23 protein-coding genes and 1 riboswitch are annotated in these 21,594 nt (G+C 45.4%); of the genes, 13 read left to right on the top strand and 10 right to left on the bottom strand.

All coding sequences use genetic code 11. The features are described 5' to 3' along the window. Positions 1–253: 253 nt before the first annotated feature. The 3 genes from spoT to gmk all read right to left on the bottom strand — a co-directional run bounded on the left by spoT (position 254) and on the right by gmk (position 3,435). The gene (gene spoT, locus OCV52_RS00665) at positions 254–2,380 is read right to left on the bottom strand and encodes a bifunctional GTP diphosphokinase/guanosine-3',5'-bis pyrophosphate 3'-pyrophosphohydrolase (RefSeq protein ID WP_137406349.1); all 2,127 of its coding nucleotides are present in this window, start codon (positions 2,378–2,380) and stop codon (positions 254–256) included. A gap of 39 nt (positions 2,381–2,419) precedes the next feature. After that, entirely contained in the window at positions 2,420–2,692 is a 273-nt protein-coding gene (rpoZ, locus tag OCV52_RS00670; protein WP_004741437.1) for a DNA-directed RNA polymerase subunit omega, read from the bottom strand. Between the two features lie 119 nt (positions 2,693–2,811). Then, positions 2,812–3,435, bottom strand: a complete 624-nt coding sequence (gene gmk, locus OCV52_RS00675) for a guanylate kinase (protein ID WP_004741436.1) — start codon at positions 3,433–3,435, stop codon at positions 2,812–2,814. Between the two features lie 301 nt (positions 3,436–3,736). Continuing rightward, positions 3,737–3,836: riboswitch (purine riboswitch) on the top strand. 58 nt (positions 3,837–3,894) lie between these two features. Here gmk and OCV52_RS00680 point away from each other — a divergent pair. From OCV52_RS00680 to OCV52_RS00690, 3 genes are all read left to right on the top strand, one after another. Then, complete coding sequence (locus OCV52_RS00680) at positions 3,895–5,265, top strand: NCS2 family permease (RefSeq protein ID WP_137406348.1); 1,371 nt, start codon at positions 3,895–3,897, stop codon at positions 5,263–5,265. Between the two features lie 185 nt (positions 5,266–5,450). Then, positions 5,451–5,876, top strand: a complete 426-nt coding sequence (locus OCV52_RS00685) for a phosphate-starvation-inducible protein PsiE (protein WP_063525624.1) — start codon at positions 5,451–5,453, stop codon at positions 5,874–5,876. A gap of 212 nt (positions 5,877–6,088) precedes the next feature. Next, positions 6,089–6,721 carry an alternative oxidase gene (locus OCV52_RS00690; protein WP_137406347.1) on the top strand — a complete coding sequence of 211 codons (633 nt, stop codon included), beginning with the start codon at positions 6,089–6,091 and terminating at the stop codon, positions 6,719–6,721. Between the two features lie 79 nt (positions 6,722–6,800). Here OCV52_RS00690 and OCV52_RS00695 read toward each other — a convergent pair whose 3' ends face one another. Beyond that, entirely contained in the window at positions 6,801–7,667 is an 867-nt protein-coding gene (locus OCV52_RS00695) for a YicC/YloC family endoribonuclease (RefSeq protein ID WP_061033127.1), read from the bottom strand. A gap of 248 nt (positions 7,668–7,915) precedes the next feature. Here OCV52_RS00695 and rph point away from each other — a divergent pair, with 248 nt between their 5' ends. Both rph and pyrE read left to right on the top strand, forming a co-directional pair. After that, the gene (gene rph / locus OCV52_RS00700) at positions 7,916–8,632 is read left to right on the top strand and encodes a ribonuclease PH (protein ID WP_004741431.1); all 717 of its coding nucleotides are present in this window, start codon (positions 7,916–7,918) and stop codon (positions 8,630–8,632) included. A gap of 107 nt (positions 8,633–8,739) precedes the next feature. Further along, positions 8,740–9,381, top strand: a complete 642-nt coding sequence (gene pyrE / locus OCV52_RS00705) for an orotate phosphoribosyltransferase (RefSeq protein WP_004741430.1) — start codon at positions 8,740–8,742, stop codon at positions 9,379–9,381. A 91-nt stretch (positions 9,382–9,472) separates the two neighbouring features. Here pyrE and lpxL read toward each other — a convergent pair whose 3' ends face one another. From lpxL to coaBC, 3 genes are all read right to left on the bottom strand, one after another. After that, a complete protein-coding gene (gene lpxL, locus OCV52_RS00710) occupies positions 9,473–10,456 on the bottom strand; it encodes an LpxL/LpxP family Kdo(2)-lipid IV(A) lauroyl/palmitoleoyl acyltransferase (RefSeq protein WP_137406388.1) in 984 nt (327 codons plus the stop codon). 17 nt (positions 10,457–10,473) lie between these two features. Continuing rightward, on the bottom strand, positions 10,474–11,064 hold the full coding sequence (gene slmA, locus OCV52_RS00715) for a nucleoid occlusion factor SlmA (RefSeq protein ID WP_004741428.1): 591 nt from the start codon (positions 11,062–11,064) through the stop codon (positions 10,474–10,476). Between the two features lie 169 nt (positions 11,065–11,233). Beyond that, positions 11,234–12,481, bottom strand: coding sequence for a bifunctional phosphopantothenoylcysteine decarboxylase/phosphopantothenate--cysteine ligase CoaBC (gene coaBC, locus OCV52_RS00720; protein WP_137406346.1), 1,248 nt, complete (start codon positions 12,479–12,481; stop codon positions 11,234–11,236). 225 nt (positions 12,482–12,706) lie between these two features. Here coaBC and radC point away from each other — a divergent pair, with 225 nt between their 5' ends. The 6 genes from radC to OCV52_RS00750 all read left to right on the top strand — a co-directional run bounded on the left by radC (position 12,707) and on the right by OCV52_RS00750 (position 16,731). Then, positions 12,707–13,381, top strand: coding sequence for a RadC family protein (gene radC / locus OCV52_RS00725; protein WP_137406345.1), 675 nt, complete (start codon positions 12,707–12,709; stop codon positions 13,379–13,381). 291 nt (positions 13,382–13,672) lie between these two features. Continuing rightward, entirely contained in the window at positions 13,673–13,909 is a 237-nt protein-coding gene (gene rpmB, locus OCV52_RS00730) for a 50S ribosomal protein L28 (protein WP_004728407.1), read from the top strand. 13 nt (positions 13,910–13,922) lie between these two features. Further along, positions 13,923–14,090 carry a 50S ribosomal protein L33 gene (gene rpmG, locus OCV52_RS00735; protein WP_002535344.1) on the top strand — a complete coding sequence of 56 codons (168 nt, stop codon included), beginning with the start codon at positions 13,923–13,925 and terminating at the stop codon, positions 14,088–14,090. A 202-nt stretch (positions 14,091–14,292) separates the two neighbouring features. Further along, entirely contained in the window at positions 14,293–14,808 is a 516-nt protein-coding gene (locus OCV52_RS00740; protein WP_137406344.1) for a hypothetical protein, read from the top strand. 17 nt (positions 14,809–14,825) lie between these two features. Then, positions 14,826–15,635 carry a bifunctional DNA-formamidopyrimidine glycosylase/DNA-(apurinic or apyrimidinic site) lyase gene (gene mutM, locus OCV52_RS00745; protein ID WP_004741424.1) on the top strand — a complete coding sequence of 270 codons (810 nt, stop codon included), beginning with the start codon at positions 14,826–14,828 and terminating at the stop codon, positions 15,633–15,635. Positions 15,636–15,726: 91 nt separating this feature from the next. Beyond that, positions 15,727–16,731 (top strand): NAD-dependent epimerase, encoded by a 1,005-nt coding sequence (locus tag OCV52_RS00750; protein ID WP_137406343.1) that lies wholly within the window; start codon positions 15,727–15,729, stop codon positions 16,729–16,731. Positions 16,732–16,795: 64 nt separating this feature from the next. On the opposite strand, the gene coaD is transcribed toward OCV52_RS00750, so the two are convergent. Next, positions 16,796–17,278, bottom strand: coding sequence for a pantetheine-phosphate adenylyltransferase (coaD, locus tag OCV52_RS00755; RefSeq protein WP_061033136.1), 483 nt, complete (start codon positions 17,276–17,278; stop codon positions 16,796–16,798). A 1-nt stretch (position 17,279) separates the two neighbouring features. Further along, positions 17,280–18,344 (bottom strand): glycosyltransferase family 9 protein, encoded by a 1,065-nt coding sequence (locus OCV52_RS00760; protein WP_137406342.1) that lies wholly within the window; start codon positions 18,342–18,344, stop codon positions 17,280–17,282. A gap of 95 nt (positions 18,345–18,439) precedes the next feature. Here OCV52_RS00760 and OCV52_RS00765 point away from each other — a divergent pair, with 95 nt between their 5' ends. Next, on the top strand, positions 18,440–19,153 hold the full coding sequence (locus OCV52_RS00765) for a 3-deoxy-D-manno-octulosonic acid kinase (protein WP_137406341.1): 714 nt from the start codon (positions 18,440–18,442) through the stop codon (positions 19,151–19,153). 11 nt (positions 19,154–19,164) lie between these two features. Here the strand turns inward: OCV52_RS00765 and waaA are convergent, their stop codons facing one another. Next, positions 19,165–20,427, bottom strand: a complete 1,263-nt coding sequence (gene waaA / locus OCV52_RS00770; protein WP_137406340.1) for a lipid IV(A) 3-deoxy-D-manno-octulosonic acid transferase — start codon at positions 20,425–20,427, stop codon at positions 19,165–19,167. A 132-nt stretch (positions 20,428–20,559) separates the two neighbouring features. On the opposite strand from waaA, the gene OCV52_RS00775 reads away from it, so the two are divergent. Further along, positions 20,560–21,591 (top strand): UDP-N-acetylglucosamine 2-epimerase, encoded by a 1,032-nt coding sequence (locus OCV52_RS00775; protein WP_137406387.1) that lies wholly within the window; start codon positions 20,560–20,562, stop codon positions 21,589–21,591. Positions 21,592–21,594: the final 3 nt, after the last annotated feature.

Below are 21,594 nucleotides of genomic sequence, written 5' to 3' on the forward strand. Positions count from 1 at the left end.
GATGATCTATTCAAGCATTTTACTGGATTTTTGTACAGGATAAAGCTTAGAAGCAGATACGGGATTCGAGTAAACGAGATGCGAAGAGATAAAAAGCAAATAGGATCTTAGAGTTATCGGTGTGATGAAAGAATAAGGCAGTAGAAAAAATTAAAGCAGACTCGAAATACGAAAAGTTGAGTGCTGAAAAGCTTTTGCTCTTCGCATCTCGAGACTCGTATCTCTCATCTGCTTTATCTATCTGCTTTTAGAGCTAGTTCTTACGGCGTCTTACTTTGAGCGCGTGTGGCATCACACGTAGCTTCTTCATAATGCTCGCAAGGTGAACACGATCTTTAGTAGTCAGCAAGATTGTCACTGTGTACAAGCGTCCATCACGCTCTTCGGTCGAAATACCGTGAATGTTTGAGCCTGTTTTCGAGATAACGTTAGTTAACTCAGCCAGTGCACCTTGGTGGTTCTGCAGATCAACCTGAAGTTCAGCTGTGAATTCTTGGTCGTAATCGTCAGACCATTCCACCGCCATATACTTGTCTGGTTCTTTTTGGTAGCCACGAACGTTTGGACACGTTTCACGGTGAACCACAAGACCACGACCTGGAGATACATGGGCAATGATGTGATCATCTGGAATCGGGTGACAACAGTTGGCGAACGTCAGCAATAATCCTTCAGCACCACGGATCGGAAGTTTCTTCCTTGGTATCCCGCTGTTGTTTTCCACTTCAGTCAGTTCGTCAGCATCGCCCAGTAAACGACGAGCAATCACGATACTCATTAGCTCACCAAGACCAATCGATGCCAGCAAGTCTTCGATATTGTCGAGACGAAGATCTGACAATACATGTTCAACGTTTTCTTGGCCGATATCACCAATCGAGTGTTCGCCAAGTGCGTGGTTCAGTAGACGACGACCTAAGGTAATCGACTCTTCACGGCGCATAGTCTTCAGAACCTGACGAATCTTAGTACGCGCACGTGATGTCACCACATAGTTGAGCCATGCTGCATTCGGACGTGCGCCCGGAGCACTGATGATCTCAATGGTTTGACCGTTCTTCAGCGATTTGCTGAGTGGGTAAGGGTTCATGTCTACACGAGCACCTACACACATGTTGCCGACATCGGTATGTACCGCGTAAGCAAAATCGACCGCTGTAGCACCAGCAGGAAGCTCGACAATGCGACCCTTCGGCGTGAACACGAAGATCTCATCTGGGAACAGATCAGACTTAACGTTTTCAATGAATTCGAATGAGTTACCTGCGCTTTGTTGTAGCTCAAGTAAGCTCTGCATCCAACGCTGTGCTTTAACCTGTGCGGTAGTGCCATTACTGCTGCGTGAGCCATTGCCTTTGTATGACCAGTGCGCCGCGACACCTTTATCTGCCATTTGATCCATATCTTCAGTACGGATCTGAACTTCAACTGGTACCCCGTGAGGGCCAATCATTGATGTATGCAGAGATTGGTAGCCGTTGGCTTTTGGTACCGCGATGTAATCTTTCATGCGGCCAGGACGAGGCTTGTACAGGCTGTGTGCCTGACCCAATGCGCGATAACAAGTATCTGGGGTATCAACCACCACGCGGAAAGCGTAGATGTCCATAATGGTGTGGAAGCGCTGCTCTTTAGTTTTCATCTTGTTATAGATGGAGAACAGGTTCTTTTCACGACCAAGCACGCGAGCAGGTAGACCAACCTCTTCAAGGCGACCTTCGATTTCGCTATGGATACGTTGAATCATTTCCTTACGGTTACCACGCGCAGCTTTCACTACGTTTTTCAGTACGCGATAACGGTTAGGGTAGAGGGCTTCGAAGCCCAGCTCTTCTAGTTCGGTCTTGATGTTATGAATACCAAGACGGTGAGCTAGTGGAGAATAGATTTCTAGGGTTTCACGAGCAATACGACGCTTTTTGTCAGGACGAAGTGCCCCAAGCGTACGCATGTTGTGAGTACGGTCAGCTAATTTGATCAAGATAACGCGGATGTCTTGCACCATGGCGAGAACCATCTTACGGAAGTTCTCTGCTTGCGCTTCTTTGCGATCACGAAATTTAAGCTTATCCAGCTTAGATACACCATCTACCAATTCAGCAACGGTATTGCCAAACTTTTCCTCTAGATCTTCTTTAGTGACATCACAGTCTTCAATCACATCATGAAGTAGAGCAGCTTGTAGAGTTTCGATATCCAGTCGCATTTCTGCCAAGATTCTTGAAACAGCTACAGGGTGGATAATGTATGGTTCACCGCTTGAGCGGGTTTGCCCTTCATGGGCGTCTCTCGCTACCACATAAGATTGACGCAGAGCCTCAATTTGAGGCTCTGTTAGGTATTCTTGGGCAACGTCTTTGAGGCTATCGAATAGATACAAATTAAAGGCCCGGAAGGTTAATTAGTTCGAATGACGTTCTTAACGAGAGTGAGCGATGCTGCTTACTGCTGCAAGTTCAGCCGCTTCTTGCTCTTGTTGCTCTTGACGTTCACGAGCATCTAGTACGTCTTTAGTGATAAGACCTTCTTCGATTTCGCGAAGAGCGATAACCGTTGGCTTATCGTTTTCTTCAGGCACTAGTGAATCTTTACCGCCAGTTTGCATTTGACGTGCGCGGCGAGCCGCAATAAGAACTAGGTCGAAACGGTTGCCAACTTTTTCAACAGCGTCTTGAACAGTTACGCGTGCCATGAGGACTCCAAATAGTAATTAACTAATAAATTTTTGATGACGAGAAAGTATACAAGTTTAACTAGAGACTTTCTAGATCACCGTATACTTATCTCAATGGAAAATCTAGCCTTGCTAAATTATTCCGCCAGTAATGCAGTAAGCATGCCGCTGTATTTTGCTGCTTGCTTATCTTCTTTTAAGCGTTCCGCACGAATGATAGCTCTGAAGTCCATTAGGGCTGCATCAAAGTCATCATTCACGATCACGTAGTCATACTCATTATAATGAGAGATTTCTGACTTCGCTTCGTTCATGCGTTTCGCAATAACTTCTTCGCTGTCTTGACCACGAACGTTTAGGCGACGCTCTAGCTCACCATTTGATGGTGGAAGAATGAATACACTCTTCGCTTGAGGCATCTGTTCACGGATCTGACGAGCACCTTGCCAGTCGATATCTAGGAATACATCGATACCGCGGTCTAGGTTTTCTTCAATCCAAACGCGTGAAGTACCATAGTAGTTGCCGAATACTTCAGCGTACTCTAGGAATTCATTCTTCTTGATGAGGTCTTCGAAGTGATGCTTCTCTACAAAGTGGTAGTGAACACCATTTTCTTCACCAGGGCGCATACCGCGAGTGGTGTGTGAAACAGATACCTTCATTGCGTAGGTTGGATTGGTTTCTAGCATTGCTGAGATCAAGCTCGACTTACCTGCGCCACTAGGTGCAGATACGATGTAAAGAGTACCTTTGCCCATCTGTATATTTCCACTGTTGGTTGGATTGAGTGAAGGCGATAAACCGACACTATAAAAGATAGCACTGACCTTAACTGCGTTCCGGTAATTGCACGTATATAACGACAATTGGTGAAAATTAGGTCAGAAAAATGGAGGCGAAGAGTAGCATATTTAGGTGATTGAGAACAACTGGCTTGATCGTTATTTATTAGCGAATGATCCTTTCAAAGATCATTCTAGAAATGTAATCACTCATCAGCTGCAGTTTTTTATGTGATCTATACAAAATTTATTGAAGTTTTAATCTCAATCCTTACAATTCGCGCAAACGATTAAATGCTGTATATGTCTAGTAAAAAGGTCTAGACGTTTCTACTACCAAGCCTATCTTGGTGACTACAGTTTTTAGTGTAGAGACTTCTCTATTCTCACAGCATTTGAATCCCCAAATTCTTAATTTATTGCAAAGGTTTTGTTGTGAGTACCGATTCCACCCTGAAAGCCCAGAACACCTCTGGTTCGCTTGATTCAATGTTTAAAATCACTGAAAGAAAGACCACGATTGGCACTGAGTTGTACGCTGGTTTCATTACTTTCTTGGCAATGAGCTACATTCTGGCGGTTAACCCAGCGATTTTGGGTGGTATCCCGGGGATGGACAAAGGGGCGGTATTTACTGCAACGGCTTTGGCTGCAGCCATCTCGACGTTAATCATGGGCATCTGGGGTAACTACCCTGTGATGCTAGCGCCGGGTATGAGCATGAATGGCTTTTTCAAAGGCCTGTTATTGAGTGGTTCTGTTGCCGTGCTGTGGAATGAAGCGCTCTTTGGTATCTTCCTTTCTGGTATTTTGTATCTGGCATTCTCACTGACCAATATTCGTAAATCGATGATTGAATCGATCCCTGAGGGCTTAAAGCTGGCGATTACGGTATCGCTCGGTTTGTTCATCGCTTTCTTGGGGCTTAAGAACGCGGGCATCATCGTTTCGAATCCGTTTGTATTGGTTGGTTTAGGAGATATCTCCGACCCACAAGTGATCATCGCTTACATCAGCATCTTTATTGCCCTTGGCTGTATGGTTCGTGACATTAAGTTGGCGACGTTTATCTCATTCGTATCAGCGATTGCACTGACAATCCTGGCTGACGTGTTCATGGGTACATCAAATGCGCCAATCCCAGAGCAGCTAGTCGCGATGCCACCGAGCATGGCAGGTAGCTTTGGTGCGATCTTCGATTTCTCTGCGTTTACTCCTGAGAAAATGTTCGATCTATTGTTCATCGTACTTATCTTCCTGATTGTCGACTTCTTTGATGGCTTGAGCACGATTGTTGGTGTTGGCCGTGATGCGGGTATCATCGATAAAGACGGTAAGGTGCCAAATGCGAAATCTGCTCTAGTGGCAGATGCGGGTGGTACGGTGATTGGTTCTGTTCTTGGTACCACATCGATTACGGCATTCTCTGAGTCGGGTATTGCTTCTTCTCAAGGTGCGAAGACAGGTTTGGCGGCAGTGATGGTTGCAGGCTTGTTCCTAATCTCGCTATTCCTGTACCCAATCTTCTCTATTTTCTCGGCGGCTATGGTTGCGCCGGCGATGGTCGTAGTTGGTATCTACATGGTGGGCCGCCTTGGCCAGATTAATTGGGAGAAGAAAGAGTCTCGCATCGCAGCCTTCTTCACCATTATGTTCACGGTACTAAGTTTTTCACCTGCAAACGGCATGGCGATGGGTTTTATCAGCTATGCGTTCACTATGGTTGTCGCGGGTAAGGGTAAAGAAGTTCACCCGTTAATCTATGGCCTGTGTGTGGTGTTCCTGACCTACCTGATTCTTCTTTAAGGCTAATCGGCGATTTAAGTTGAAACGAAGAATGAATAGATGGCTCTACAGTGAATGTGGGGCCATTTTTGTATCTTCTGTCTCCACATAAGGTGTGTAATTGATGGTTTCTCCGCTAGAGAAGGAGCGGCTTATATTGAGGCATGCTATTGTAGAGATTGGATTAATTTTTTTGCAGAGTGACAATGCCTTCTCATTTACCTAAATCTTTTAGTAAGCCTTTCTTGAAAGTTTTTCATACTCTTGAAGCGGTACTGTTGGTGGCGATTACTCTCGCTACCGTGTTTGCGATGGTTGAAGAGTTCATGCATTTGTTTGTTGAGCGACAAGTTCGGCTGACCGATATTCTTCTGATGTTCATCTATTTAGAAGTGTTGGCTATGGTCCAACAATTTGTGATGAACGGTAAGATTCCGGTACGTTACCCTATCTATATCGCGATTATGGCGATTGCTCGTTACATAACACTTGGAATGAAGGAGCTGGATGCGGTTCTCATTGTTTGGTTATCTTTAGCCGCGTTTATCTTAGCTGCCGCTACCTTGTTGATTCGAGTTGGGCATCACTATTGGCCGTATGTTGATCTTAGAACCAAGCAACCGGACGAGTAAACCGTCGACTGACAAATCATTTAGAGCCCAGCCATGTCGCTGGGCTTTTTACTACCTTTTAAGTGTCAAAAAGACATATAAATGTTTTAATGACTCTTCTTATTTGAGAGTCTTAATGACTTCTTTCCCTGGCTTTTCCTTGAAATATAAGGCTTTGTTTTCTGGCATGAATGTTGATTAGTGAATATTAGACTCATATTAAGGAACACGATATGCATTTTGAAAGCACTCATTATAAACCTGAAATATTCTCCGAAAAGGTTGCGCTTCTTGTTACTCGACTTCTCAAAAAAACGCTTAACCTGTTTTATGGAAAACATTTAGCCAAACGTGCGATGTTGTTGGAAACCATTCCGGCTGTACCAGGCATGGTCGCAGGTGTATTTAACCACCTTAAAGCATTACGTCGTATGAAAGATGACGGCGGTTGGATCAAAGAGCTATTGGATGAAGCAGACAATGAACGGATGCATTTGATGATTTTCCTGACCGTTACCAAGCCGTCCATTATAGAACGCATCTTAGTGATGTTACTGCAGTTCATCTTTCTCATCATCTACGGCGTTATCTACCTAGTTTCATCTAAAACAGCGCATAGGATTGTCGGCTACTTTGAAGAGGAAGCCTGTAACAGTTATTCCGAGTACATATCCAAAATTGAAGAGGGGGCTCTGCCCAACCATCCTGCGCCGAGAATTGCGATGACCTATTACGGGCTACCTGAAGATGCGACATTCTTAGATGTACTTTTCCGTATAAGAGAAGATGAAGCCAAGCATCGTGACAAGAATCACGACATTGCCAATCTATACAAAACCAAAGACTTACCTGAGCATCAATGTTGATGGTCCTTTATTACTAAAATAAAGAAAAGCCCCTGCATCTCTCGATACAGGGGCTTACTTGTATTAGCTCTGCGTTGGCTTATTCAATGTTCTGGATCTGTTCACGCATCTGTTCGATAAGAACTTTCAGCTCTACGCCTGATGCAGTGATGTCAGTGCTGATAGACTTAGACGCTAGCGTGTTTGATTCACGGTTGAACTCTTGCATCATGAAGTCCAGTTTACGGCCACATGCGCCGCCTTTCTTCAATACTGCATTGGCTTCTTTCACGTGAGAGTCTAGGCGGTCTAGCTCTTCGGCTACGTCTGACTTCTGTGCGAGTAGGATTAGCTCTTGCTCAACGCGAGAACCTTCAAGCTCAATCTTCGCTTCTTCAAATTTGTTAAGCAGACGCTCACGTTGCCACTCTAGGATTTCAGGCATGCGTGCACGTACTTTTACCACTTCTTCAGTGATCGCATCTAAGCGCTGTACGATTAGCGCCTTCATGTTCTCTCCTTCACGAGCACGAGCATCAATGAACTCTGCAATCGCATCGTTGAACGCTGCTAGCAGGTCTTTGTTGATCGCATCCATGTCTTGCTCAGGTGTTTCCATCACACCAGGCCAGTTCATGACTTGGAATGGGTTAAGACGGCTCTCTTCACCTGTCATGGTCATCACTTGGTTCGCCGCATTAATGACTTGCTGCGCTAAACCTTCGTTGATGCTTAGCTCGCCTTTTGCTGCTGGGTTAGCTTCAAAGCGTAGGTTACATTCTACTTTGCCGCGTGCTAGGCGCTTACGGAAACGCTCGCGTAGGATTGGCTCTAAACCACGGAACTGTTCAGGCATACGGAAGTAAGTTTCTAGGTAGCGTTGGTTTACACTACGGATTTCCCATACTGCGCTGCCCCAATCGCCTTTTACTTCTTTGCGTGCGTACGCGGTCATACTATAAATCATCGAATTTTCCTGTCTTTTATCATTCTGAAAATAACGCGCACGCATAGTATCACGATACGGGTGACAGCCGAAGCTCATCACTTTCGCTAAGGAATTACTTTTCTTGAACAGCGTCTTCGAATGGTAAATAGCTTTGCGCAGTAAACTGCTATATAATCTCGCCCCAACCAAATATGTCTCACCCCTTTCTTAGGTGATGCACGCTTTCGATAGTAAATCACTTCAGACTGTTAATAAGGTAGATACCAATGCGTCCAAATGACCGCGCTGTAGATCAAATTCGTCCAATTAAAATTACTCGTAACTACACAGCTTATGCTGAGGGTTCTGTATTAGTTGAGTTCGGCAACACTAAAGTTCTATGTAATGCGACGGTAGAAGAAAACGTACCGCGTTGGTTGAAAGGTCAAGGAAAGGGTTGGGTAACGGCTGAATACGGCATGCTGCCACGAGCAACGCACACTCGTAACCGTCGTGAAGCGGCGAGCGGTAAGCAAGGTGGTCGCACGATGGAAATCCAACGTCTGATCGCTCGTAGCCTACGTGCTGTTGTGGATCTTAAAGCGATGGGTGAAATCATGATCACTGTTGATTGTGATGTTATTCAAGCAGACGGTGGCACACGTACTGCGTCTATCTCTGGTGCAAGCGTAGCAATGGCTGATGCAATCAAGAGCCTACTAGACAGTGGTAAGTTGAAAAAGAACCCAATGAAGGGCCACGTAGCGGCTGTTTCAGTGGGTATCGTTGGTGCAGAAGCACTGTGTGACCTTGAGTATGTTGAAGACTCAGCAGCCGATACCGATATGAACGTTGTAATGACGGAAGACGGTAAGATGATTGAGATTCAAGGTACTGCAGAAGGCGAACCGTTCAGCCACGAAGAGCTGATGAAGCTTTTAGCGCTGGCGAATAAGGGCATTGCCGATATTGTTGAAGCGCAGAAGTCGGCGTTGGCAGAATAATCAATTTTAATAGCTCCCAATTTGGGGGCTATTTTTTTGTCTGTAAAACCTGAAAGGGTGGTACAGAGCGTAAGTTAAGTTTTATTGAGTAAACATAGAGGATGAGCATGAAAGCATATCAACGTGAATTTATTGAATTTGCACTAGAGAAAGAAGTACTTAAGTTTGGTGAGTTTACTTTAAAGTCTGGCCGTAAGAGCCCTTACTTCTTCAATGCTGGATTGTTTAACACAGGCCGTGACTTAGCGCGCTTGGGTCGTTTCTACGCAGCAGCACTGGCGGATTCTGGTATTGAATTTGATGTACTGTTTGGCCCTGCATACAAAGGTATCCCAATCGCAACGACAACAGCTGTTGCACTGGCCGATCACCACGATGTAGACACGCCTTACTGCTTTAACCGCAAAGAAGCAAAAGACCACGGTGAAGGCGGCAACCTAGTCGGTAGCGCACTGGAAGGTCGCATCATGCTGGTGGACGACGTAATCACTGCAGGTACTGCAATTCGTGAATCGATGGAAATCATCCAAGCGAATGGTGCTGATCTAGCGGGCGTTCTTGTTGCGATTGACCGCCAAGAGAAAGGTAAAGGCGAGCTATCTGCGATTCAAGAAGTAGAACGTGACTTTGGTTGTGCGATTATCTCGATCGTTAGCCTGACTGACTTAGTGACTTTCCTTGAAGAGAAGGGCACTGATGCAGCGCACCTTGAAGCAGTGAAAGCGTACCGCGCTCAGTACGGCATCTAACACAATTTGTTATAGCTATAGAATGCACAAGGGGCTGATGAATCATCAGCCCCTTTTCTTTTGGTTCAGAATATTATTTATAGTGGCTACTCTACTTATAACGAATGCCGCGTTCAGCTTCTGGGTCTTCCATAGTTTTGAAACGCTTGTGTAGCCACATCCACTGCTCTGGTGCGCGTAAGATAATCTTCTCAAGATAGCTATTCATGTAAGCAGCGGCCGCTTTTTCATCTTTTTGTGGATAGTTATCTTCGATGGACTCATCGGCCATGATTTCATATTTGCCGTTGTCGTTTCTAAAACCAGAGCCTGGAACAATCGCGCAGCGGCTGGTGTAAGCCAGAATACTAGTACCAGTAGTAGTACACGCATCAGGCACGGCGAAGAACGGTACAAACACTGACTTATTACGGCCGTAATCATGATCTGGAAGGTAGAAAAGGATCTCACCCTGACGCAGGATTCGGATCATGCGCTTCACATCTTTACGGTGAATTAGGCGGTTGCCATTTTGGGTACGACCACGGTACTGAATAAACTCATAAGCAGGGTTGTTGTGTGGACGATACACTCCTAAGCCAGGAATACCGAGTACAGCCATCGCTCGTGCGGTGATCTCTAGGTTCAAGGCATGCACGCAGCACAGAAGGACACCTTTGCCATTGGCTTTGTGTGTACGCAGCATCTGAGTGTCTTTATCTACTAAAATTCGCTTAAAGCGCCACGTCGGCCAGAACCACGTAATGCCGGTTTCGATCAGCGCCATACCCGTATTCTTAAAGTTCTCGCTCACCATAGCCGCAACTTCATCTGCTGGCTTATCTGGGAAGGCGAGTTCTAAATTGCGAGTGGCGACTGCGACGCGTTTTTTACCATAACGAGCGCCCAAAGTGCCCAATGAACGGCCTAACAGTAATAACAGGCGGTAAGGGAGAACGTTAACGATAAGCGCCAACAGCCCAAAGCCGAACCATACTCCCCAATATTTAGGGTGAAGCAGTGCCAGCGTAAAAGGCGGCTTAGTAATAACGTGTTGTGAAGTGCTGCTTGTCGGAGAAGTTTGCGTCATAACCATCACTTAAAGTTGGATTGCTACTTAATCTGAGCGCTGAGTAGCGCCCAATAAGCATCGAAGTTTTCTGTCGGTTGATATTTGAAGTCAGAACGTACAAAGCGATTCAGACTGCCTTCAACTTGGCCGAGCAATTGTGCCGCTAAGATTTTTTCATCAACGGGAAATGATTTTCCTTCACGAAGCTTTCTCTCTCGCAGAATTTGACGAAGTTGAGTCTCAATGCGTTCGAATAGCTGATTGATGCGGTCACGTAGGCGCTCGTTTTCAAACATTAGAGCATGACCAGATAAAATTCGAGTCAGGCCTGGGTTACGTTCTGAGAAAACTAAGATCAGTTGCAGTACTAGGCGTATGCGCTCTAGCGTGTCTTTCTCTTCATCCAGAATGCGGTTGATTCGAGACATCAAGGCTTCTTCAATAAACTCGATAAGGCCTTCAAACATGCGAGCTTTGCTAGGGAAGTGGCGGTAAAGTGCTGCTTCAGAAACGCCAACTTGCTTGGCTAATTTTACCGTCGTGATACGAGAAGCACCTTCGGTCGATTCCAACATTTGTGCGAGAGCTTGTAGGATTTCTTCACGACGGTTTGATTTTCGAGTACCAGCCATCTATTTACTTCCTTTCCTAAAGATGAGGATTGAGTGAAGAAGGATTATAAACACCATTCAATTCTGTTTCCTAGTTTTGTAAGCCCTAGGTCAACAGAATCTAGAGGTGTCAGCAGATTGTCAGCTCAAAATTGTCTACTTATCCGACAATATTGCTTTAATCAGTGAGCTAGTGATTTTTTTCTAGCAGTTGTTGGATCTGCTCAAGGATCTGGAATCCAAGCGCACCTTTGCTATCCAATGGCAGAGATTTATCGCCACCTTTCCAATAAAGGTGCAATTCGTTACTGCTACTATTGAAGCCTTGGCCTTCGACAGAAACATCATTAGCGCAAATCATATCGAGGTTCTTTCGCTCTAGCTTACCGCGGGCATATTTCTCTACATCTTGCGTTTCAGCCGCAAACCCCACTGTAAATGGACGGCCTTCAGTCATTGCCGCGACAGAAGCGACGATATCTGGGTTTTTCACCATTTGAATCGTCATGTCATCTTTGCCATCTACTTTTTTAAGTTTCTGGTCTGCAATGGTCTCAGGGCGGTAATCAGCAACCGCGGCACAACTGATGAAAACATCGTGTTGAGCGGCGCGATCAGTAACGGCATCAAACATCTGTTGAGCACTATCGACATCGACGCGAGTCACTTTGTCTGGTGTAGCGAGTGACACAGGGCCGCTCACTAAAGTGACCGTTGCGCCTTGTTTAGCTGCGGCTTCAGCTAACGCGTAGCCCATTTTACCTGAGCTATGGTTGGTGATGTAACGTACAGGGTCAATGGCTTCACGAGTTGGCCCTGCAGTAATAAGTACAGAGCGGCCAGCAAGTGGTTTAGGTTGGAAGAAGTCTTCACAGCGGTGCACAAGCTGCATTGGCTCTAACATGCGGCCCATGCCTACATCACCACACGCTTGTTCGCCAGCCGCTGGCCCCCAAATCTCACAACCACGACGTTTTAGCGTCGCGATGTTCTCTTGAGTGGCAGGGTGGCTATACATTTGTTGGTTCATCGCCGGTGATACCGCAACAGGTGCATCGGTCGCTAAAACCAAAGTGGTCAGTAGGTCATTACCCATGCCTGCAGTCATGCGTGCAATAAGATCGGCAGTCGCCGGTGCTAACAATACTAAATCAGCCCATTTTGCGAGTTCGATGTGACCCATTGAAGCTTCAGCAGCAGGATCAAGCAAACTATCAGACACTGGCCTTCCCGAGACCGCCTGCATGGTCAGTGGAGTGATGAACTCTTTGGCTGCATTGGTCATAACGACCTGCACTTGTGCCCCACGTTCAACCAAACGTCGAGTCAGCTCGGCACATTTGTAAGCAGCGATACCACCACTAATACCAAGAAGAATTTTTTTCCCTGCTAGGCCTTGTTGGTCAGCGTTACTCAGTGGATTAACCTGTGTTTGCATGATTCTGTTCCTTAATTTTTCTGCGACTTACGATATCAGAACAAAGGATGAGTGCCTAGAAGCAGAACTTGAACAGACTTGACGCTCATCAAATTGGCGTTATCAAACTTATCAATTACACGTTTTTGTTAGTGACTCGGCTGGCTTTATCTCTATTAAAGGATCTCTGGATACTAGCTAGTTACGCTGAGGGGTTATGTTCATAAGCAATGGATTTGCTCTTCTATGCCGATAAATAAAATGCCAGCTGAATCAATGCCAAGAGAGAAACTACTGACTCGAGGGCCTGATTCTTTGAGTGATGCAGAGCTGCTAGCCATCTTTCTCCGAACGGGCACGCAAGGAATGAACGTTCTAGAGCTGGCAGATAAGCTGCTCAAGGACTTTGGCTCACTTAGACACCTGTTTTCAGCAACACAAGCTGAGTTTTGTACTCATAAAGGGATGGGGCAAGCGAAGTATGTTCAATTGCAAGCCGTACTGGAAATGACGCAGCGTTACCTCGCGGAGACCTTATCTCGAGGCGATGCTCTGACCAGCCCGAGCCATACTAAGCTTTATCTGTCGAGTATGTTGCGCGACCGCCAGCGAGAAGCCTTCTATATATTGTTTCTTGATAATCAAAATAGGGTGATAAAGGATGAAGTGATGTTTGAGGGGACGATTGATGCTGCATCGGTTTACCCCAGAGAGGTCGTTAAACGGGCACTTCATCATAATGCTGCCGCCCTCATATTGGCACATAATCACCCTTCGGGTATCGCAGAGCCGAGCCAAGCTGACAGGCGAATAACTTGCCGATTGACCGATGCCTTGGCGCTGGTGGACATTCGAATTCTCGACCATTTTGTTGTCGGAGACGGTGAAGTTGTCTCTTTTGCTGAGCGCGGATGGATTTGAATCACATTTTAGGTTGTTAACTACGTTAAATCTGCTATCATTCCGCCCACATTTTTAGACCTAAAATCAGCTCTGATTACTCAAGCAAGCTGCGCTGCACAAAAAAAGATCACGAAATCCGCAAAAAGGATCTGTTCGGGTCTTGAGCAATGCGTGTCAAGTTAGTATAATGCGCGACCTTTGATAGCCTTGTATGGATTTTCCATAACGGTTTTTACCTTCTATTTTAATTGATAGAGAGGTTCGGCCACCAAGGTTGATATCGAGCTGAAACGATTGGAGAAGACATTCATGTCCCGAGTATGCCAAGTAACTGGTAAGCGTCCAGTAACGGGTAACAACCGTTCACACGCACGCAATGCTACTAAGCGCCGTTTTCTGCCGAACCTACAAACTCATCGTTTCTGGGTAGAGAGCGAAAAACGTTTTGTTAAACTACGTCTAACTGCTAAAGGCATGCGTATCATTGATAAGAAAGGCATCGATGCTGTTCTTGTTGATATTCGTGCACGTGGCGAAAACGTTTAAGAGGAATTAAGCAATGGCTAAAGGCATTCGTGAGAAAATTCGTCTAGTATCTTCTGCAGGTACTGGTCACTTCTACACAACTGATAAGAACAAGCGTAACATGCCAGGCAAATTTGAGATCAAAAAGTTTGATCCAGTAGTTCGCCAACACGTTATGTACAAAGAAGCGAAAATCAAGTAATTGATGCTTTTTTGGCTCTTCTTCAGTAGAAGAAAGAATTGAAAAACCCAGCTTAATCGCTGGGTTTTTTTATGCTTAAAATTTGGTGACCTCACGTACCTTTTAGTTTTTATAAGGATCTAGCCGGTACAAATAGCAACATAGAAAGTATCGCCACTTTCACGATATACTGAAGACTCAATAGGTTAGATGGCAGAATCAGATGAGATATCGTGGACGCAGGTGGAACAACATACTCATGTTAAGCGTGATCGCTTTTATTGGGGTGCTCAACCTTCCTACTTTGATCAAAGCGTATCTTATCGAGCCAGAACCTGAGCAACAGGTTAGTAGCCCCTATCCCTATCTGTTAAATCCTGGAGCAGAGCTTCAAGCGTTGCACTTTGCTAAGTGGTCATTGGTACTCGAAGATGGCCAGTGGAGCTATCAATTGAAAGGTTCCGCCCCAGCTCAAAGCATTAGCGCTCAAGAACGCTCTCAACGCTGGCAGCAGCTTGTTGGTACCGAGGTTGATTCGCAAACCTATACTGACCTTGCTTCTCAGCTTACTACCCCACACACCATAGAAGTGTGGTATCAAGACCAAGAAGAGCCGCAACGTATTACTTACTATCAGCTGCCAGAGTTTTGGTTACTAAAAAATTGGAATGATCAGTGGTTGGCGGTGTCTATTGAAGAGAGCTACCTGTTTCCAAGTCTTAGCTCAGAGAATCCCTAAAATCGGACGATTAGATTATGCCTGAATTACCCGAAGTCGAAGTAAGCCGTATGGGGATCTCGCCTCATTTAGTCGGCGAGACCATTAAGACACTGACCTTTCGTACGCCAAAGCTGCGCTGGGATATCCCACAAGAGCTTAAAAAGCTAGAAGGGCAGGTGATTCGTGCGATCTCACGTCGTGCTAAGTATCTGTTGATTGAAACTGATACAGGAACTGCAATTGTTCATCTTGGAATGTCGGGATCACTGCGCGTATTAGATGCCGATTTCCCAGCAGCAAAGCACGATCACGTGGATCTCAAGCTCACTAACGGCAAAGTACTGCGCTATAACGATCCGCGTCGTTTTGGTGCTTGGTTGTGGTCAGCACCTGATGAAGTCCACGCTGTGTTGCTTGGCTCTGGCCCTGAGCCGTTAACGGATTACTTTAACGCTGACTATATCGCTGAAAAAGCAGAAAAGCGTAAAGTCGCGGTTAAGCAGTTCATCATGGACAACAAAGTGGTGGTCGGTGTCGGGAATATCTATGCTAATGAAGCTTTGTTCTCTGCAAAAATCCACCCGTTACGATCAGCAAACAAAGTAACCAAAGCAGAATGGATCTTGTTAACCGATGAGATCAAACAAGTGCTCGCGACGGCTATCAAGCAAGGTGGTACTACGTTGAAAGATTTTTCTCAGGCTGACGGTAAACCAGGCTACTTCGCACAAGAGCTGCAAGTGTATGGTAAAGCAGGTGAAAAATGCCCAAGCTGCGAAGCGCTGATTCAAGAGCTAAAAATCGGACAACGTAATACGTTTTATTGCGAAGAGTGCCAAGTATAGAAAATCTGAACTCGTGTTCACTTTTTATTGCTAGTCGGTAGGCTAGCGAGTGGCTACAATTGTACTAATTATATGAATTGAGAATAGTAGAATGAAATATTTAGTAACTGGCGTTGCTGGTTTTATTGGCTCTGCAGTGTCAGAGCGACTATGTGCGGCAGGGCATGAGGTTATTGGTATCGATAACCTAAATGACTACTACGAAGTCTCTCTGAAACACGACCGCCTTAAGCGAATCGAACATGAAAACCTTACCTTTATCGAGCTTGATCTCGCTGATAGAGAGGGTATCGCTGAGCTTTTCGCACAGCAAAAATTTGACCGTGTGATTCACTTAGCGGCACAAGCTGGCGTTCGTTACTCAATCGATAACCCAATGGCTTATGCGGACAGCAACCTTGTTGGTCACTTAGCGATTTTGGAAGGCTGCCGTCATAACAAGGTCGAGCACTTAGTTTATGCTTCTTCAAGCTCGGTATATGGCCTGAACCAGAAAATGCCATTCCACACGGCAGACAGCGTTGACCACCCGATTTCATTGTACGCAGCGACTAAGAAGTCGAATGAGCTGATGGCGCATACCTATTCTCATCTATACGATGTGCCGACAACAGGTCTACGCTTCTTTACGGTTTACGGCCCTTGGAGCCGTCCTGATATGGCGATGTTTAAGTTTGCGAACTTAATCGTGGCGGGTAAAGAGATCGACATTTACAACAACGGCGACATGATGCGTGACTTCACTTATATCGATGATATCGTTGAAGGCATTATTCGTGTACAAGACCGAGTTCCAGAAAAACAGCCAGATTGGACCGTAGAGCAAGGTTCACCAGCAACCAGCTCAGCACCATACCGTGTATTCAACATCGGTCATGGTAGTCCAGTTAAATTGATGGATTACGTTGAAGCATTAGAAACGGCTTTAGGTATTGAAGCGAAGAAGAACTTCATGCCAATACAACCTGGTGATGTGTACGCAACCTACGCCGATACTGAAGATCTGTTTGAAGCAGTAGGCTACAAGCCACAAGTAAAAATCCAAGAAGGTGCCAAAGCATTCGCGGATTGGTATAAAGATTACTACTCGTTGTAAGTCTCAGTCCTTCTAACAAAAAAATAGCGCTCAATGAGCGCTATTTTTGTTTTTGAATACAGGATTATTCCACTGTTTTCAGCTTGATTTCATCTGCAACTTTCTGTGGCACAAACTGACTTATGTCCCCACCGTGTATCGCGACTTCACGAACAATAGTCGAAGATAGGAAAGCATACTCTTCCGAAGGGGTTAGGAACACGCTTTCCAGGCCGGGCAGGAGCTTGCGGTACATGCTAGTGAGACCGAACTCGTACTCAAAATCCATAGTTGTTCTTAGACCACGAACCAATACGTTAGCTTTCTGTTGCTTGGCAAAATCGACAAGCAAACCAGAAAAGCCTTCAACAGATACATTAGGCAAGTGAGACACGGCATCACGTAACAGTTCTACTCGTTCATCTAGCTTAAACATGGTCTTTTTACTTGGGCTCGCGGCGACACCGACGGTGATATGATCAAACATGCTTGCAGCACGGACGATGATATCGAGGTGACCATTGGTTACCGGATCGAAAGTGCCTGGGTAGATAACGTGTGTGGTCATATTAGCTGTCCTTGCTTGGTGTTTTAATCGAGTTTATAGCTTTGTCTAATGTCTGTTTTACCATGTCGAGCGTGATGTCTTTCATTAAATCACCGCCTTTTGCTCGAGTTCCCCATGGAAGGTCTTTAACCGGTTTCCCTTGTTGCGCCTCTACGTGCTGTTGATAAACACTGACCACAATATCAAGGTCATTGTAGGGGCCTGTTCTTCGAGGATCACTGTGTGCGTATAACCCGATGACAGGTGTTGATTGTGTCGTCGCCAGATGTGCTGGGCCGGTATCTGGTGCGATTACCACGGTCGCATACTTGAGTACTGCGGTGAGCTGTTTTAGGTTAGTTTTACCAATTAAGTTGATAACTGGAGATTGGCATAACGCTTCGATGTCTTTACCAAGGTTTACTTCTCGTGGAGCAGGAGAGCCACACAGCACCACTTGCATCCCTTTTTCTACTGCATAATCGGCAATAGCGGCATATCGTTCAGTTAACCAGTTACGTGAATCTTTACTTGCTGCAGGAGAGATAACTAAGGTTTGTTTCCCAGCCATGGTGTCGATGGCTAGTTGTTCGTCTTCCGGCGTTAAAGGAATATCCCACAGGGGTTTATCGAAGGGTACACCAATGTAGCGAGCAAATTCGGCAAAGTTATCTAACACATGAAACTTATCTGAAATAGGCAGGTGGCGGTTAGTAAAGAGTGATTGCATTTCACGAGTACGGTTTTTGCCAAATCCTACCTTATACTTCGCCTTTATTCCCCAGGAAAGTACGCTGGCTCTGAGTGCGGCTTGCATGTGTAGCAGTGCATCAAATTTTCTATCTGACAATTGGCGCCAGAGTTCACGCATTCCTTTGAAGCCTTGTTTCTTATCGAAAACAACGACTTCAATACCTGGCAGGTCGCCGATCAGCATGGCTTCTATTTTTCCGGTTATCCAGGTAATTTTCGTTTCAGGCCACTGCTTCTGGATGGCTTGAACCACAGAAATAGCATGACAAACATCGCCAATCGCGGATAGGCGAAGTATGCAAAGAGATTGAGGTGCAGTTGAGAACAGTGACATAAAGAGCCCGAAAAAGTGAATAACATCAGAATTATGCAGATACTCGCATTAGTTGTAAAATAGCAATGACGAAAAGCGACCCAAAGGCCTCATAGATGGAAACTATTAACACTAAGAACCAAATAATTTGGTATGACCCTGAACTTCTGGCACAAGTGCCGGAGGGTGAGATGGTTCAGATCTTTGAGGCTGAATACTGGCAGCAACGTGATGCTATTTCAGGGAGTGCACAGGGGCGTGGTACCACCTGGTTTATTCAACTTGATGGAATGCAAGCCGCGTTGCGTCACTATCGTCGTGGTGGGCTATTTGGCAAACTCGTTGAAGATCAATATAGATTCTCTGATTGGGAAAGTACGCGCTGCGCGATGGAGCTTAATGTGCTTAACGTATTGGCTAACGCTGGCGTTAATGTACCTAGGCCAGTTGCGGCTCGGGCGACGAAAAGCGGGCTATTTTATCGTGCAGATCTGATGTCAGAGCGGATTCCCAATGCGAAAGATCTGGTTGATGTCTTGGTAGCTAATCCGATAGGTGCGGACATTTATCAAAAAATTGGTCAAGAGATACGTAAAATGCACGATGCTGGCGTTAATCACACTGATCTTAACATTCACAATATCCTGCTTGATGATTCACAAAAGGTGTGGATTATTGACTTTGACAAGTGTGGCCAGCAAGCGGGTGATGACTGGAAAGAAGGTAACTTGAATCGCTTAAAGCGCTCATTCCTAAAAGAAGTAAACAAGCGCCAGATTCAATGGCAAGAATCTGATTGGGAGCCGTTGTTAAAAGGCTACCAAAGCTAACTAAATGATTGCTAGTCAAGAACGTGCTGTAAGGTATTATCCAACGCCCCTCGATTCTGCTCAACCACTTGATAAGCGGCTAAGCCTTTATCTTTACGTAACTTAGGTTGTGTGAACAGCTCTGTTAGCTGGCCTACAATTTCATTGCTGTTTTGGCAAATAGTGACAGCTTGAGCTTCAAGCAGTTTGTCGGTGATCTCGCTAAAATTAAAGTAGCTAGGGCCATTCAGTAAGGGTAGCTGTAGAGCTGCTGGTTCTAGCAGATTATGCCCCCCAACTTTATCTCCAACAAGGCTTCCACCCATAAAACAGACATCAGCGCCGCCGAGTAGTACCAACATTTCGCCCATGGTATCAGCGATATAGATTTCAACATCAGATGTTAATGCTTGCTGACTCGTTCGAGTGACGGTGTTGAAGCCGTGCTGCTTAGCGAGCTCTGTCACTTGGTTGAATCGCTCGGGGTGGCGAGGCACGATGATCAGTAGCGCATTCGGATTGTTTTTTGTAAGTTGCCTATGAGCATCTAAAACCACATCGTCTTCACCTTGGTGGGTGCTAGCCGCAATCCAGACATCGCGTTCAAAACCCACCTGCTCCCTTAATGCTTTGCCTTTTTCGACTTGTTCAGCAGAGACTTCAATATCAAACTTGATAGAGCCCGTCACATGTACTGATGACTTATCTAGTCCTAGTCTAACAAAACGCTCCGCATCACTAGGGTACTGGCAGAGTACCTGAGATAGTTTTTTAGCTAGAAGGTTAAATACAAGCTGGAATTTGGCGTAGCGCTGGCATGAACGTTCAGAAAGGCGAGCGTTGAGTACTGATATAGGAATCCCAGCTTTCGCGACGCAATGCAGCGTGTTTGGCCAAAGCTCTGTTTCCATAATCAACATCTGCTTTGGTTGTACTGATTTAAGGAAGCCTCGTACACACCAAGAAAAATCAATCGGCATGTAGCGATGTTCGACCAAATCACCCAGCTTGTTTATTTGCTCAGCACCTGTGCTGGTTGTCGTGGTAACGATGATGGCTTGATTTGGGGCTCGCTGCTTCAATTGCTTGATAATAGGTATCGCAGCAATAGATTCACCCACCGACACCGCATGAATCCAGATCGGGCTTTTACCTTGAACTTGTGGCGTGATACCGAAATGTTCTTTCCAGCGCTTGCCGAAACTTGGCTTTCCGGGTTTGCTCTTGTAAAGCCCATAGAGGAGCAGTGGAGAGACCAATGACAATATAAGAGTGTATATAAGTCGTATAAGCATAAGAACAGTGACACCAGAGGGTAAAATCAGTAATCAGAAGAGTATTTTCTTCAATCTCGAAAGTAAAGAGCGTTATAATTAAATGCTTAGTGACACTTTCAAACGGAAATGGTGAACTCTATCTCATCGCTTATTCAAACCGATCAATCCTATCGTTTTTTGCTCTATGTCGAGCAGAACTACTCATTTGCTATCCTTCGTCCATTTTATAACTACGCGAAGCAACTTGGCCATGACGTAAAGTGGTTGCTCGTTGGTGAGGATGCTTCTGAACATCTCTTATTAGAGCAAGAGCAGCGCGTGTCTTTGACAGAAGCTGTCGCCTATAATCCTTCTGCTGTTTTAGTACCCGGAGACCGCGTTCCTGCTTTCATTCCAGGGTTGAAGGTGCAAGTGTTTCACGGTTTGAATGAGAGTAAACGAGGGAACTTATATCCTGAGCGTGGTCTATTTGATTTGTATTGCACAGAAGGCCATGAAAGAAGCAACTCATTGGAGCCATTAGCTAAGCAGCGCGGCTACTTTCAAGTCAAAGAGACTGGTTGGTTGAAGCTAGATAGCTTGTTAAATTACCAAGCCAGTGACAAGCATTTTGAAAGACCTCAAATTCTATTCGCTTCCACTTTTTCGCCAAGTTTATCCTGTGCTGAATTGGTTTATGAAGAGCTTAAGCGCCTAAGCAAACTGAGCCAGTGGCAATGGTTAGTCACACTGCATCCTAAAATGAAGCAAGAGACACGAGAAAAATACCAGGCGTTGGAAGGGGACAACCTTCTGTTCTTCGACAATGATCGAGTGATTGAAATGCAGCATCGTGCTGATGTGATGGTATGTGACAACTCATCGATCTTTCAGGAGTTTTTGTTGCTCAATAAGCCGGTTGTTACGGTAAATAACCGAGCCCCTCAAGCGAGTTTCATCAATATTACCCAAGCCGAGCAGTTAGAATCCGCAATTCAACAAGCGATGCTACCGGATGAAGCAAGAGACAAAGCCATCGCTAATTATGGTCCGTCAATAACGCCATATTTGGACGGTCAATCCTCAGCGAGAGTTCTGAGTGCGATTACGGATGTGCTAGAAAGCGGTTGGCAGGATAAAAAACCAAAAAATTGGATTCGTAACTTTAAAATCCGTAAATCATTAAACTATTGGAAATTCTAGGGC

The sequence above is a fragment of the Vibrio chagasii genome (genome assembly GCF_024347355.1).
Taxonomy (GTDB): domain Bacteria; phylum Pseudomonadota; class Gammaproteobacteria; order Enterobacterales; family Vibrionaceae; genus Vibrio; species Vibrio chagasii.

Bases quoted from the DNA above. Each gene is read 5' to 3' on its own strand.
- rpoZ (WP_004741437.1), bottom strand. From the start codon at position 2,692: ATGGCACGCGTAACTGTTCAAGACGCTGTTGAAAAAGTTGGCAACCGT.
- gmk (WP_004741436.1), bottom strand. From the start codon at position 3,435: ATGGGCAAAGGTACTCTTTACATCGTATCTGCACCTAGTGGCGCAGGT.
- OCV52_RS00685 (WP_063525624.1), top strand. From the start codon at position 5,451: ATGCCTTCTCATTTACCTAAATCTTTTAGTAAGCCTTTCTTGAAAGTT.
- OCV52_RS00690 (WP_137406347.1), top strand. From the start codon at position 6,089: ATGCATTTTGAAAGCACTCATTATAAACCTGAAATATTCTCCGAAAAG.
- OCV52_RS00695 (WP_061033127.1), bottom strand. From the start codon at position 7,667: ATGATTTATAGTATGACCGCGTACGCACGCAAAGAAGTAAAAGGCGAT.
- rph (WP_004741431.1), top strand. From the start codon at position 7,916: ATGCGTCCAAATGACCGCGCTGTAGATCAAATTCGTCCAATTAAAATT.
- pyrE (WP_004741430.1), top strand. From the start codon at position 8,740: ATGAAAGCATATCAACGTGAATTTATTGAATTTGCACTAGAGAAAGAA.
- lpxL (WP_137406388.1), bottom strand. From the start codon at position 10,456: ATGGTTATGACGCAAACTTCTCCGACAAGCAGCACTTCACAACACGTT.
- slmA (WP_004741428.1), bottom strand. From the start codon at position 11,064: ATGGCTGGTACTCGAAAATCAAACCGTCGTGAAGAAATCCTACAAGCT.
- coaBC (WP_137406346.1), bottom strand. From the start codon at position 12,481: ATGCAAACACAGGTTAATCCACTGAGTAACGCTGACCAACAAGGCCTA.
- radC (WP_137406345.1), top strand. From the start codon at position 12,707: ATGCCGATAAATAAAATGCCAGCTGAATCAATGCCAAGAGAGAAACTA.
- rpmB (WP_004728407.1), top strand. From the start codon at position 13,673: ATGTCCCGAGTATGCCAAGTAACTGGTAAGCGTCCAGTAACGGGTAAC.
- rpmG (WP_002535344.1), top strand. From the start codon at position 13,923: ATGGCTAAAGGCATTCGTGAGAAAATTCGTCTAGTATCTTCTGCAGGT.
- OCV52_RS00740 (WP_137406344.1), top strand. From the start codon at position 14,293: ATGAGATATCGTGGACGCAGGTGGAACAACATACTCATGTTAAGCGTG.
- mutM (WP_004741424.1), top strand. From the start codon at position 14,826: ATGCCTGAATTACCCGAAGTCGAAGTAAGCCGTATGGGGATCTCGCCT.
- OCV52_RS00750 (WP_137406343.1), top strand. From the start codon at position 15,727: ATGAAATATTTAGTAACTGGCGTTGCTGGTTTTATTGGCTCTGCAGTG.
- coaD (WP_061033136.1), bottom strand. From the start codon at position 17,278: ATGACCACACACGTTATCTACCCAGGCACTTTCGATCCGGTAACCAAT.
- OCV52_RS00760 (WP_137406342.1), bottom strand. From the start codon at position 18,344: ATGTCACTGTTCTCAACTGCACCTCAATCTCTTTGCATACTTCGCCTA.
- OCV52_RS00765 (WP_137406341.1), top strand. From the start codon at position 18,440: ATGGAAACTATTAACACTAAGAACCAAATAATTTGGTATGACCCTGAA.
- waaA (WP_137406340.1), bottom strand. From the start codon at position 20,427: ATGCTTATACGACTTATATACACTCTTATATTGTCATTGGTCTCTCCA.